Annotated in this window: 9 protein-coding genes; 1 reads left to right on the top strand and 8 read right to left on the bottom strand. The window is 68.5% G+C overall.

What is annotated here, in order from left to right; genetic code table 11:
- Nucleotides 1-34 precede the first annotated feature (34 nt).
- From OV287_RS05550 to OV287_RS05525, 6 genes are all read right to left on the bottom strand, one after another.
- Nucleotides 35-865 (bottom strand): hypothetical protein, encoded by an 831-nt coding sequence (locus tag OV287_RS05550; RefSeq protein WP_267532930.1) that lies wholly within the window; start codon nt 863-865, stop codon nt 35-37.
- 44 nt (nt 866-909) lie between these two features.
- Entirely contained in the window at nt 910-2,049 is a 1,140-nt protein-coding gene (locus OV287_RS05545; RefSeq protein WP_267532929.1) for an NAD(P)/FAD-dependent oxidoreductase, read from the bottom strand.
- Nucleotides 2,050-2,057: 8 nt separating this feature from the next.
- Nucleotides 2,058-3,938: a LodA/GoxA family CTQ-dependent oxidase gene (locus OV287_RS05540; protein WP_267532928.1), complete on the bottom strand. Its 1,881-nt coding sequence runs from the start codon at nt 3,936-3,938 to the stop codon at nt 2,058-2,060.
- Nucleotides 3,939-3,953: 15 nt separating this feature from the next.
- Entirely contained in the window at nt 3,954-5,867 is a 1,914-nt protein-coding gene (locus OV287_RS05535; RefSeq protein ID WP_267532927.1) for a fascin domain-containing protein, read from the bottom strand.
- 286 nt (nt 5,868-6,153) lie between these two features.
- Nucleotides 6,154-7,809 carry a type VI secretion system contractile sheath domain-containing protein gene (locus tag OV287_RS05530; RefSeq protein WP_267532926.1) on the bottom strand — a complete coding sequence of 552 codons (1,656 nt, stop codon included), beginning with the start codon at nt 7,807-7,809 and terminating at the stop codon, nt 6,154-6,156.
- A gap of 81 nt (nt 7,810-7,890) precedes the next feature.
- The gene (locus tag OV287_RS05525; protein WP_267542296.1) at nt 7,891-8,565 is read right to left on the bottom strand and encodes a uracil-DNA glycosylase; all 675 of its coding nucleotides are present in this window, start codon (nt 8,563-8,565) and stop codon (nt 7,891-7,893) included.
- A gap of 88 nt (nt 8,566-8,653) precedes the next feature.
- Here OV287_RS05525 and OV287_RS05520 point away from each other — a divergent pair, with 88 nt between their 5' ends.
- On the top strand, nt 8,654-9,364 hold the full coding sequence (locus OV287_RS05520) for an Imm52 family immunity protein (RefSeq protein ID WP_267532925.1): 711 nt from the start codon (nt 8,654-8,656) through the stop codon (nt 9,362-9,364).
- A 27-nt stretch (nt 9,365-9,391) separates the two neighbouring features.
- On the opposite strand, the gene OV287_RS05515 is transcribed toward OV287_RS05520, so the two are convergent.
- Complete coding sequence (locus OV287_RS05515) at nt 9,392-10,336, bottom strand: DUF2381 family protein (RefSeq protein ID WP_267532924.1); 945 nt, start codon at nt 10,334-10,336, stop codon at nt 9,392-9,394.
- Between the two features lie 55 nt (nt 10,337-10,391).
- Nucleotides 10,392-12,575: a serine/threonine protein kinase gene (locus OV287_RS05510; RefSeq protein WP_267532923.1), complete on the bottom strand. Its 2,184-nt coding sequence runs from the start codon at nt 12,573-12,575 to the stop codon at nt 10,392-10,394.
- Nucleotides 12,576-12,809 lie beyond the last annotated feature (234 nt).

The raw sequence follows: 12,809 nt of genomic DNA, 5'->3' as shown, positions 1-12,809 counted from the left end.
TCAAGAACGAGGATACGCCCCTCGTTCACAGGCGTCAGCCCGCCTGAGCAATGGTGTTGTCCTTCGGACGCAGCGGAACCGCGAGCCGCTCAGCCTCAGCGCCGAGGGGGCCTTCCAGGTCCAGCGCCTTGGCGCGCTCGAAGGCGGCGAGGGCCCCCGTTTTATCCCCCTTCAGCTTGAGGGCCACGCCTACATTGAGGTGCGCCCCGATGTTGTCGCGGTCCATGGCGAGCGCGTCGCGGAAGTGCGCGAGGGCGTCGTCCAGGTCACCCGCGAGCAGGGCCTCCTTGCCGGCCTGGACGCGCTTGTCCGCGTCGTTGACGAACTCCACCTGGAGCAGGCTGCCACCGGCCACGGTGAAGACGAGCGCGCGCAGGATGCCGCCCCAGTAGAAGGTCAGGCCCTCGGCGGCGACCACGGCGGCGATGGGCAGGTCCGGCAGCAGCTGCTTGCCTCGGAACTTGAAGCGCACCTTGGTGTAGCGGCCCTTGTTGGCCCAGTGGACGAGCTCTTCGCGCAGCTTGCCCAGGCTCTCCTCGACGCGCTTGGGGTCAATCTCGAAGGGCAGCGTGGGGCCGGCCAGGGGCTCGCCGGCAGGCAGGGCCTTCATCTCGGGGAGCGGCTCGGCGCTGGAGGCCGTCTCACTCGAAGCGGTCTCCTCGGGCTCGGGAGGCGGCACCGGAGCAGCGCGCTTCTTCGCGGCGGCGGGCTTCTTCACCGGCACTCCACGCTTCTTCACGGGCGCGGGGCTCTTCTTCGCGGAAACGGCGCTCTTCTTCGCGGAAACGGCGCTCTTCTTCTTCGGTGCCTTGCGGGCGGCTTTCTTCTGGCTCGCCGGGGCCTTGCGGGATGCGGTCTTCGCCATGGTGGGTAGACTCTAACCAGTCGCGGGCCGGCTTGCTCGATGGTTCACCCCGCGGGTGCGTCCAGCCGGCGCCGCCAGAAGTCCTCTCCGGCCCAGCGCTGCTCCAGGGTGTAATGGGCCTGGCGCGCGGACAGGTAGCGGCTGAACTCCTCCGCCTGTTGCCGTGCGTAGTCCTCCAGTGCGCTGCTGTTTCCGCCCAGTGCGGCGCACAGGGCCCGCGCCGCCGCGCACCCGGTGCGCAGCCCCTTCAGGATGCCGCTCGAGGAGAGCGGATCCCACATCGCCGCGGCGTCCCCCACCGCCACCCAGCCCACCCCCGCCGCATGCTCCAGACGGCTCGTCTCACAGCGGCGCAAGTGCAGCCGTGACACCGCCGCGAGCCCCCCGACCCTCTCGCTCAGGTGCCGGGTGGTGGAGAAGAGGGCGCCCCACCCCGCCGGCTGCAAGGCGCCGTGGCGCTGGAGCACATCCACGTCGCTCAGCAGCGAGAGGATGAGGCGGCCCTCGGGCAACGGCGCGGCGTACCACCAGCCCTGGGGCGCGGCCTCCACCACCAGGTGCTGCGCCTGGAATCCGGGCGGCCTGTCGATGACCGTGGACACGCTGCACAACGCATCCCAGTCGTGCCGCCGCACGCCCTGCCACCGCGCCACCTGGGCTGAGCGCCCGGTCGCATCCACCAGGGCCGCGCAGCGCAATTCCACGGGGCCCTGGGGCATGTTGGCCCGCACCCGCCACCCATGTCCCTCGCGCTCCAGGTGGGTGACGCAGGTGCTCCGCCACAGCGGCACCTGGAGCGACTGGACCTGACGGGCCAACATTGCATCCAGGAGCCGGCGCTCCACGTGCCAGCCACTCCCATAGGGATTGGCGAGGAAGGAGTGGTGGTGGGGCTGCTCCGAGCCCCAGGTGGCTTCCAGGCCATGGGACTCCAGGAAGCCCTCGGTCTCCAACGGCTCGGGTGCCAGCAATTGCCGCAGCTCGGCGAAGGCCACCGGGGAAAGGGTTTCCCCCGGGCGCCACGGGGAGTAGTCCGTGCGCTCCAGGACGCAGACGGAGGCACCCGCCCTCACCAGGGTGAGCGCGGCACTCAAGCCGGCCACACCGCCGCCCATCACCACGACGTCATAGGAGGCCCGTGGTTCTTGCGCTTCGAAGGCCGAGGAGATGGGAGCGGTGAGCATGAGCGTGGCTAGGAAGCCTTGGCGGTCCCGGTACCCGCGGAGGCAACCGCTGCCGGGGCGCTGCGCTCCTGGGTCTCGAAATAGGCGTCGCCCTCGTTGATGACGAAGCCGAGCTGCCACCAGTTCTTCTGCATCTGGATGTACATGGCCATCTCGACGGCGCTGGTGCCTTCGGGCGCGCTGTTCTTGATCTCCGGCTTCTTCGCCTCGGTCTCGGCGACCGCATCCAGGGCGCGAGTCCAGGGCACCATCTGGATGTCTCCCTTCTTCGCGTAGACATCATCCGGACGATGCGCGGCCCACCACATGTGGTACATGCCGTCGCCCTGGAAGTTGTCCTTCTTGAAGGACTTGGGGTCGAAGAACTGCTTCTTGCACTGGTAGAAGTCCGCCTGCCAGGGCAGCGCCATCTGCTGGGAGAAGAACCCCGGGCCAATGGCGAGCTTCGCCGCGGTGGGGAACACCGTGCCCGAGTGCTTGATGCGGAAGGGCGCCGCGTACAGCTCCGGCTGGCGCACCAGCCAGCTGCAGTCGATGCCAGGGAAGAAGGGGCCACCCACGGCGTTCTCCATCGCGGCCCGATCCAGCCCTCCGGGGCTGATGTCCGGGTCGATGGCGCGGGCCTTCGCCGCGTCCCAGTCCTCCTCGAACTGCCCCTCGGACCAGCGCTTGAGCAGCGCGTACTGCACCCGCGTGAGGGTCATGAAGTAGCCCTTCTTCGTTCCCTCGTCGGGCGCCTCGTCCCTGTAGCCGTCGCCCAGCCCCTTGGGCATCAGCAGGGGCTCCTGGGTGGTGCTGAACGGGTCACGCAAGTAGTTGAAGATCGTCTTGCGCAGGCGCTGGCCCTTGACCGAGGCCACCGTGCCGAGATCCTGCTCCACGCCCGCGAGGGTGGCATGGAAGGCCTTGGAGGCCTCGGGGTTGTGGACATGGCGGTGCCCCAGGGCCCGCTCGAGGATGGGAAACACTTCCAGCCGGTAGGAGGGCTTGTACGTCTGGAAGGAATGGCTCGCCGTGCTCCAGTCGGCGCGCTGCTTCTCGAGTCGGGCAAACAGGCCCTTGTCGAAGAAACCGTCGCTGGCGGGAAGCGGCACCTCCTTGGAGCGCACCGCCACGTCCCACATGGTGTCGAACAGGCGCACGACGTTGCCCACCGCGGGACCGAAATCTGGCGGCGCCACCAGCAGCCAGGCCCCATCGGTGCCCTCCAGCTTCGCCGTCAGGGTCTTGCCGCCCTCCGTGTAGGTGATCTCCGCGCTCACGGGCCCGTCCGACATGTCGTCGAACCAGTGGTCATTGTTCACGTAGTCGTCGATGAGCTTGCCCTGCGCGGTCTTGCTGGCCTGACCGAGCCCGCCCAGCACGAGCAGGCGGCCCTTCGCATCCGTGCGCAGCTCGCCCAGGGTGGTGATGGGGATGTTGGCATTGGGGTTGGTGAGGTTCACGGGCGGCTTGCTCTGACCCGAGATGGACTTGAGCCCGGGGTCGATGACGAGCAGCCGCTCGCGCTCGGCCGCGGCCTGGACATGCGCATTGCGCTTCCCCTTCCAGACGCCGTTCGCCCCGTCCTGCCCATCGAACTTGAAGAAGGCGGCCTTGCGGTTGGCCAGGTGGACATTCCACTTGATGCCGGTGACCTCGAAGCTGCCCGCGGTCACTTCCCGCAGGGGCGTCTTCACGCCGTTCTGCACCGTGTATTCGAAGATGCGGAAGCGAGCCGCCTGCCGCTTGACGCGGCCCTGGCTGTCTTTGAAGGGCTGGAACTTCTTCTGCGTAATGTCGAAGTTGGGCGGCTGGTTGGGATGCTCCGGACCGATGAAGAACTCGTCCGGGGAGTTGCCGACGCGGGCAATGCCCACGGCAGGATGGATGCGAAAGAACCGGGCCATGGCGTGACCTCCGAATCAGTGGGTCTGGGTGTACAGCTTCTCGATGAGCTCGATCAGGCGCTTCTTGTCCTTGTCACTCATCTCCCGGTCCACGGGCATCTTGAAGCCAGTGATTTTCGCCTGCGTGGGATTGGGATCGAGCCGGTCGAGGATGGGGCTGCTCTGGTCCGCGACCATGTCCTTGCTGAAGATGTCGTAGCGGACGGCGCCGTGGCAGCGGTAGCAATACTTGTTCATCAGGCCGAGCAACTCCTTGTCATCGGCGCTCGATGTCCAGTTCAGGGGAGCCGCGGTGGGCTTGCGGTCCTTCTTGAGCGGATGGCCCGTGTTGAAGAAGGTGAAGGAGCGTTTGACGAGGTCCGGCTCCGGCGCCACCGAGGTCTTGTGGACCTCCAACCACCTGTTGGCCGCGGCGAGGTGGAAGCCCTTGGGGTTCACACGCTTCTGCATGGCCGCGACCTCCTGGTTGAGCTGGCGCAGCACGCCGAAGGCCTCGGCGTACCGGGCCGACCTGGCGTCCTTGCCCGCGTCGAAGAGCGCGGGAGGCGCATCGGGCTTGTTCAGGGCGGGGAAGTCGCCATCCGTGAGGCGGTCCAACCAGTGGTCGGTGTCGAGGTGGTTGAGCACGGCCTGGCCACGCAGCGAGCCATGGCAGGTGTCACACCCGTTGGGGACGAAGTAGGGGGCGGCGCCCGGAAGCGAACCGGCATCGAAGAAGGCGTCGAGCTTGTAGGAGAGCTTGTAGCCCTGGTTCGAAGCTCCGAAGTCCATCCAATAGATGCTGTTGAGCTCCGCGTTCTGGCACGCGGTCTGGCCGGCCTTGCATTGGGTGAGCAGGGCCACCTGCGTGTTGACGGAGCCATTCTTCGCCGACAGGGGCACGTTGGTGCCGCCAAAGGGGCTGTGGACGGGGGGACTGGTGAAGTGGTTGAAGAGGATCCAGGCGCTCTCCACGAAATGCTTCTGCGCCTGGGAACCAGGGCGGGCCTTCATGCGCACCAGCCGGCGCCAGCCAACCTTGCGCTGCGCGGGATCGACGCTGAAGTCGACGATCTTGGGCGCGAAGAAACGGGAGACGAGGATGTCTCCGGGCGAAACACCGTTCTGCACGACGACGGTCCACTGGGCCACGGCCTGCTTCCGGGCATCGGTGGCGTGGATCCCAACCGTGTTGGGAGTCTTGGAGGTAGGCGAGCAGTCCTTGCACCGGGCCAGGTACTTGCCCGTGTCTGCCTTGAAGGCGACCTTCCCGTTGGGAAGGAGCTCCGGGGTGAATCGGGCGATACCGGGCGGGGTGGCACCGGTCACGTGGATGGTCGCGAATTCCTCGATGGTGGCCTGCACGATGCATCCATGGCACCGGGCCACGTATTTGCCCGTGTCCGCCTTGAGGGCGATCTTGCCATTGCCCGCATCCACTACCTCGAAGCGGACGAAGGGCCCAGCGTCCGCGCTGGTAGCGTGAACGGTCACGGTATCCGGCAGTGGGGGCGTCACGACCTGCTGACAGCCATCGCAGCGGGCCATGAACGAGCCCGTGTCCGCCTTGAGCGAGACCTTGCTGCCCACGGGCAGTGCCTGCGCGACGGTCGCCCTCCCCTCCATCAACGACTCGGGGGTGGCGAATTCAACGTCCTCGGGGGTGAGCTCCTTGTACCCGAGGTAGCTCAACAGATCCTTGAAGGTCGCCTGCGTCTCGATCGTCGCGGGCGTGAGGATTCCGAGCGTCTTGGAGAGCTCCTTGTAGTACTTGGACGCCTCCTCCGGGCTGCCATTGTTGAGGGCACTCTGCTGTGGATCGGGGGCGGCGGGCTTGGGAGCGGCGCTCTGGGCGAAGCCGGGCAACGCCTGCAGGGCCCCCCACAAGAGGCCGAAGGCGAGAAGGGAACTTCGACGAGGACGTGACGAGAGGACCGCGAACGTTTTCATCTTGGGTTGGTTCCTGTTTGTGCAAACACGACCCACGATGCGGTGTTCTCAGCAATTCACGTGCCTCTCATTGGCAATGTATTAATTCGCGTATAACCAGACGGGAGCAGCCGTTCGGGCCACGCGGCCAGCGGTTTTGACGCGTCAGCCCGTCCATTGACGCGTCAGCGCGTATGTTTTGACGTGTAATCCCACGACACGTGGGAGAGAGCCCGGCATGGCACGGGCTCTGCGGTGGTCCGCCGTTACCGCCTCACGCTCGCGGCAGGCGCGAAGGTCTCTCCCTTTACCCGCGCATCGGCAGGACGAAGCCCAGCTCCAGCGGCATGCCCGCGTACTCCGGCCGCACCAGCGCCGTCACGCGCACGCCCCGAGTTCCCTCTCCGGTGGACACCACCTCGCCGCGCACCCGGCCCGCCGGCGTCGCTCCGCCGAAGAGGAACACGTCCGCGGCCTGGGAGAACAGCGTCGACACCTCCGCGTCACCCGCGCTCGACGGGAGCTGATCCCTCACCCACTGGGCGAAGCGCACGATGCGGCCCGTGAGGATCTGCGCCGGCAGCGGCACCTTGTGCTCGCCTCCGTACACCATGGGCGCCGCCGTGAGCTGCAACACATCCGAGTTCTTCCCGCTCCCCAGCCCCAGCACGCCCAGCTCGGCCAGCCGCGACTGCGTGCGCACGGGGAAGAACGCCTCCGTCGGCACCGCCGTCCCGCCCTCGCGTCCCGGCGGCAGCTGCCACACCGCGGGTGCCTGCACCCCACCCGTGCCCCCGAGAATCCGCGCGAAGCTGCCCGTCTCGCGGAAGCTCGACGCCAGCATCGACGCCACGCCCAGGGACGCGCTGGTGAAGCACGTCCGCCGCCGGGCGCCCTGCCCATCCACCATCACCACCACCCGCTGCAGCGCCACACACAGCCAACGCGAGGACTCCTCGGCGCGCAGGCCGGCCCAGGCCTCCGACAGCCCGCTGCCCTCCTCCTCCACCCGCGTCGCCACCTCCGCGGCCGACGTCACGCCGAAGAGCGAAGGCCGCACCTCCGCCACCACCGGAAGCTGCGCGCGCTCACCCAGCGCCGCCAGCCGTCCCAGCACGGCCACATCGTCCACGGCCTCCACCACGAAGAGGACATCGGGGCGCTCGAAGCGGTCGAGCGGAAGCTGCGACTCCAGGCCCTCCACCGCCGCCGGCCCCTCCACGTCGAACACCTCCACGGCCATCCCGGACGACGCGGGGCAGTGGTCCACCAGCATCTTCAGGCCGCGCCAGGCCGACTCGAGCCGCGCGACGAGCGGGTGGGCGAGCACATCCCGGGCCGTGGCCAGCACCGCCTCCTCCACCAGGGCGCGCGCCGGGGCAGCCACCGAGGAGGAAGTCGCCGGAGAGGACGAGCGAGTGCCCACGGCACGCAGGAAGGCATCCACTCCCGCCTTCGCCGCCTGCGCGGGCCTGGCCGCGTCCGTCTGGTCGAAGATGGAGTCCACGAGGTCCGGCTGCTTGGGGGCCGCGGGCGAGTGCGGCACGACTCCGTTGCTCCCCTTCGGCGCGGGAGCGGACGGGGCCTGCTTCTCACGCAGCACCTCGCCCACGGACTCGGAGAGGCGCCCGGCTCCCACCACCGCCTCGAGGCTCTTGACCGCCGCTTCCGCGGGCAGCTTGTCCAGCCCGTCCATGAGGGCCTTGAGCGCGCGCAGCTCGGGGAGGGCCGACACCACCTCCGCCACCGTGAAGGAGCGCAGCTTGGGGAAGTTCAGCTCGAAGGCACGCGTCTCTCCTGCCCCCAACCGGTCGGCCACGCTCACGCGCAGCCCGGTGGCGGAGCGCGCCAGCTCCTCGGCGTACGTGTCCGACGTCACCAGGAAGTGCCTGCCCGAGGGGCTCTGCGTGAAAGCCCCCGCGACCCACCACCTCACCTGAGAACCCGCTGCCTCACGACTCATGTGGACCTCCCCCCTCTTCGAGAGGGGGGCAGGTTATCCCGAGTCATGGGGGCTCGGACAGATCCCGGACGTCTCCCCGCCTCACTCCGGCAGCGCCCAGTCGATGGGCTCTCGCCCCGCCTTCTTCAAGGCCTTGTTAGCGCTACTGAAGGGCTTGCTTCCGAAGAAGCCCTTGCTCGCGGACAAGGGGGAGGGGTGCGGCGCCTCCAGGATGATGTGCCGCGACGTATCGATGAGCGCCTTCTTCTTCTGGGCGTAGCTGCCCCACAGGATGAACACCACGGGCTCCGGATTGTTGCTCACCCTCTGGATGACCGCGTCGGTGAAGCGCTCCCAGCCGTGTCCCTCGTGAGCATTGGGCTCGCTCTGGCGCACCGTCAGCACCGCGTTGAGCAGCAGCACGCCCTGCTCCGCCCACGGCTCCAGCGACCCATCCTTCGGCTTCGGAGCGCCTATGTCGCTCTGCAGCTCCTTGAAGATGTTCACCAGCGAGGGCGGTGGTTTCACTCCTGGCTTCACCGAGAACGCCAGGCCATGGGCCTGCCCCGGTCCATGGTACGGATCCTGCCCGAGCAGCAGCACCTTCACCTGCTCGTAGGGTGTCAGGCGGAAGGCCGAGAACAGGTCCTCCTCCGACGGGTACACCGTGTGCTCCCGCCGCTCCTCCGCCACGAACGCCTCCAGCTCCGCGAACTCCGGGCTGGCCAGCACGTCCTTCAGCACCTTCTTCCAGTCCGCCGGCAGCCGGTCCTTCATCGAGCCCATCGCGTCTCCCACGTGTCATACCTCATTGACCCGCACGTTCTACACTACTTTTGCGGTCAGATAGCGTATGTATTGGCCAATGGGACTTTTCCATGCGGGAGTCATTTGGTCAGGCCGAAGTGAATCCACCGAGACGTGTGCCCGGCGCGCGGAGACGCTCTTCCAGCAGTTGGGCCGGTGTGACCCGGTCTATGCTCGCTGGTTCGAGTGTGCGTACTCGCGCAAGCACTCGCTCCAGCTTCCCTTCGAGCCTACTTACGAGGCCTTCTTGCGCTTCTTCAAGAGAAGGAGGTACCGGCTCGCCAAGGGCGTGTTCTCCTTCGATGCGTGGACGGGGCAGGAGCAACGGGGGCGAGGCGGCAAGCTGAACTTCGTCTGCGGCTCCGAAAGCCCCTCCTATCTCAACGAGTGCCTGCTCTACCTGCCCCGGGAGGAGCCGGCCGCCAGCCGGGTGCTCACCGTCCCTGTACTGAGGGAGGTGGTACGCGCCATGGTGCAGGCGTGGGACCCGAACGGATGCGCCATCATCGCGGATGGCGACCTGGCCGCGAGGAAGGAGATGATGGACGGACACCCCTGCCTCGGATGGCTCACGTACATCGCTGGCGGGAGGGGAAACGTGCCGCCCCTGCCGCGGCAGGTGCACGTCGAGCCGATGGAGGACCAGGGCACGCTCATCATCCTCACCCAGGAGCGCTTCTCCCTGAAGAACCCGGAGCACGTCGCTCTGGCCAGGGACACCCGCGAGCAGCTCGTGAAGGCGGGCCTGATGCCTCCGCTCAAGAAATGACCGGGGCGAGGAGCAGGCGCTCCCGGCTCATGGGAAGGACACACCGCGCACGGTGAGGGTGCGCGCTCCTTCCGCCTCGCCCAGTTCGAGGCGGAAGGAGCCTCGGGCCTGCTCCACCGTGGCCTCCGCCTCCACTACGAGTCGGTGCCGTGTCCCCGCTACCAGGGGCTTGGGCTGCCAGACCCGAACCACCTTGAGCCGCACGCCTTGCTCGTTCACCAGCTCCGCGGCCCCGGCGCCCTCCGCCACCCAGGGCCGTGTGTCCGTGTTGTCCACGTGCAGCTCCACCGCCACGCGGCCCTGCACCTCGACGCGATAGCTGTAGGCCTCCATCACCACGAGCGTCTCACCGGGACGCTGGGTGAAGTCCTTGCCGCGCTCGAGCACCCGACCCACGATGCCCGCGCCGTAACCCACCAGCCCGGCGTCGACCAGGTCCGAGAAGCCCTCGGGGCGCGGCGCTTCCGGGCCGGTGCGCTCCCGCTCCCGCGCGGCCTCGCACCGCTCGGCCCGCTCGCGCTGCCACCGGGCCTCCTGGTGCGACGACGCACAGACACCAGGCTGGCGGACGACCTGCACCTCGTGCTCGCCCCGGATGGGGTGCACCCACAGCCGGAAGGTGACACGCTCGGGCCCCTGCGCCTCCGCGAAGCGCACCGTCACCGTGAGCGGCTCGTCCGGCGGTGGTACGCCGGCGAGCCGCAGCGTCACCATGCCCTCGGCCTCGTTCACCGCCTTCTTCACCCACCGCTCGTCCACCTCCACGCCACCGGGTTGCAATGGGGTGTCGAACACCAGATGGGTGGAGTGACGAGGGCTGACGTGCACCGGGTGTTGTTCTCTCGCGTTCTCCACCGTGAGCTCCAGGCGGCGTGCACCCGGCATGTCCCCCTCCTCGGAAGCGAGTCTGGCAGAGGCGGACAGGTCCGTGAGCAGCGCGAGCAGCAGGGGGGCGGCGAACAGGGGAGACATGGGTGGAGTGACCTCGGGAGTGACCCAGGGTAACAGAGACTTCCGGCGTCAGTTCCTACCGCTTCTCCCGCTCCTCGAACTTCCAGGCCTCCCCGAAGCGCTCCACTGGCCAGAGGGAGCCGCCATTGCCGATCATGGCGACATCCTGGCCGCTGCCCTCCAATTTCTTCCAGCCCCAGTCCGGTCCCCACTTCAGTTCCAGGCACACCACGTACGATTTCCCCTCGGGCGTGTGCGCCTGTGTGAAGCGGCCGTGCACACGGCGCTCGCCGAAGAGCGCCTCGCCGGTCATCAGGGTGCCCTCGGGCAGCTTGCCCCACCAGCCTTTGGAAGTGCCCGACAGACGCAAGGACACCGGGCCGGGGCGCACGGAGATGGGATAGACGCCACCAGGAACGAACACGCTCCCACGGGAGCCAGGGTAGATGAGGCCCAGTTCCTTCATGTTCTGCGCGGCATCGGGAGGGCACTCGGCGGGAGGCGGGTGCTGAGGCGTGGACCGCTCCGGGGGAGTGGTGGTGGCGGTGGCACAACCACTGCCGAGGGTACAGGTGAGCACGGCCGCGCTCACCGTCGCGGCCACGGAGCTCGTGTCCTTCGGCGGCTGCGGGGGAGCGGGAGCCTTGGCTGGAGTCTTCTTCTTCATGCGCGTCTCCTGGGAGCGCGTCGCACGGGCGACGGGCGCGGGGGTTGCCGCCACCGCGGGCGCCGCGCCGCCGTCACCTTCTGGCCGCTTCCACAGGGGCGCCACTTCCTGGTGCTCCGGCTCCAGGGTGATACGAAAGAACTCCGGCGGTAGGCTGGCGCGCGGCGTCCCCAGCGGTGGGAAGGTCGACACGGAGCCGCGCAGCACCAGGTGCCCGGCGAGCCATGCACCGAGGCCCAGCATCAGCACCAACCCTGCGGCTTGGAGCACCCGCTGCGAGCGTGCGGCGGGCAGGGCAGCCTCTCGGGTGAGCGGAGTCGGTGGTGCCTCTGCTTGCGGTGCGTCCGCCTCGCTCGCCACCTGCGGCCCGGCGAGCGGCGCGGTTTCCCCCGGGGCTGCCTGGGGCCTGTCCGCGGCGTCTGGTTCCACGGCTTGCCCTGAGGTTTCCTCACGCACGGGCGAAGCGTCTGGGGACCCAGACACTGGCGGCTCCCCGTCCGAGGCGAAGGTGGACACCTCGTCCAGAGGACGCGGCTTGCCGCGCACGAGCAGGTGCTCATAGGAGGCCAGCCGCGCGTAGAGCGCCAGCGCGTCCCCACCCGCCCACATGTCGCGCTCGCGCACGGTGGTGGCGTGGTGCGGCCCCCAGGCCTCGCACAGCGGTGTGCGCCACGCCCCGTCCGCTTGCTTCAACGCCTCGCCCAGCGCCGCGTCCACCGCCAGCGCGTCCGCGTACCGCTCCTCGGGCCGCTTGCGCAGCATGCGCCAGCACACCTCGCCCATCTCCCGGGGCACCCGGGGGTTGAGCTCGTGCGGCACTGGCGGCTCCTCGTGGAGGATGGCGTGTACCAGCTCGCCCTCGCTGCCTTGGAAGGGCAACCGGCCCGTGAGCAGCACGTACAGCTCCACCCCGAGTGCCCAGAGGTCATCCGCCGGGCAGGGGCGCGAGTCCTCCAGGCCGCGCCAGGCGCGCCACACGCGAGGGCTGAGGTAGGGCCAGGTGCCCGGGGGAAAGGCCCCCGTCACCGGAGGAGCGCCCTCGTAGGTGGCCACCCCGAAGTCCACCAGCACCAGCCGCTCCTCGCCGTACACCAGCAGATTGGCCCCCTTCACGTCGCGGTGGATGATTCCGGCCGCGTGTGCCGCCGAGAGCTGGCGCGCGCCCTGGCGGAAGAGAAGCGCCGTCTGGAGCGAGTCGGGGTTGTGCACGCGAGTCCACACGTCCAGCGGCAGCCCGCGCACATAGGGCATGACGAGGAAGAGGAAGAGGGGCTGGTGCTCGGGCCACAGGCCATGTTCCTCCAGGGGCAGGCCGCCCGCCTCGCTCAGCTTCCGCATGACGTCGCGCTCGCGCAGGGCCCAGTGCCGGCCGCGCGGCAGGGGGAGGAACTTCACCGCATAGGTGCGGCCCTGGCGCACGGCGCGGAACACGGTGCCCTGGCCGCCGCTGCCCAGCTTCGCCTGCAACTCGTAGCCGGCCACCTCCAGGCCTGGCCGGGGCTGGTAGCGCTCCGGCGAGTCCTGCTTGAGGTGCGGCGGTGCTTTCAGCCTTCGCGGCTCGTCCCCAGCGCTGTGCGTCCCGGCCTCGCTCATGCGCGCCTCACCTCCGAGGTGGGTCAGCCTAACATGACCGCTGAAAGCTGGTGTGCGCGGACGGTCGCCCTTGTCCCGCCTCCATCACCGGGAGCCAGTCTGGAGGCCCCTTCCCTGGGTGGAGGTGACTTGTCATCATGACAAGTGAAGATATCTTTATCCTACATATTTCATAAACTACACTTGTCATGATGACAAGTGAGGGCCCGGCTTGTCCCAGACCGCACGTCGGTG

Source organism: Archangium lansingense, assembly GCF_026626635.1.
In the GTDB taxonomy this organism is placed as follows: domain Bacteria; phylum Myxococcota; class Myxococcia; order Myxococcales; family Myxococcaceae; genus Archangium; species Archangium lansingense.
This window is presented reverse-complemented; position numbering and strand designations above follow the sequence as displayed.

What these genes read in the sequence shown, in the direction of transcription:
- OV287_RS05550 (WP_267532930.1), bottom strand. Translation starts at nt 865, where the DNA reads ATGGCGAAGACCGCATCCCGCAAGGCCCCGGCGAGCCAGAAGAAAGCC.
- OV287_RS05545 (WP_267532929.1), bottom strand. Translation starts at nt 2,049, where the DNA reads ATGCTCACCGCTCCCATCTCCTCGGCCTTCGAAGCGCAAGAACCACGG.
- OV287_RS05540 (WP_267532928.1), bottom strand. Translation starts at nt 3,938, where the DNA reads ATGGCCCGGTTCTTTCGCATCCATCCTGCCGTGGGCATTGCCCGCGTC.
- OV287_RS05535 (WP_267532927.1), bottom strand. Translation starts at nt 5,867, where the DNA reads ATGAAAACGTTCGCGGTCCTCTCGTCACGTCCTCGTCGAAGTTCCCTT.
- OV287_RS05530 (WP_267532926.1), bottom strand. Translation starts at nt 7,809, where the DNA reads ATGAGTCGTGAGGCAGCGGGTTCTCAGGTGAGGTGGTGGGTCGCGGGG.
- OV287_RS05525 (WP_267542296.1), bottom strand. Translation starts at nt 8,565, where the DNA reads ATGAAGGACCGGCTGCCGGCGGACTGGAAGAAGGTGCTGAAGGACGTG.
- OV287_RS05520 (WP_267532925.1), top strand. Translation starts at nt 8,654, where the DNA reads ATGGGACTTTTCCATGCGGGAGTCATTTGGTCAGGCCGAAGTGAATCC.
- OV287_RS05515 (WP_267532924.1), bottom strand. Translation starts at nt 10,336, where the DNA reads ATGTCTCCCCTGTTCGCCGCCCCCCTGCTGCTCGCGCTGCTCACGGAC.
- OV287_RS05510 (WP_267532923.1), bottom strand. Translation starts at nt 12,575, where the DNA reads ATGAGCGAGGCCGGGACGCACAGCGCTGGGGACGAGCCGCGAAGGCTG.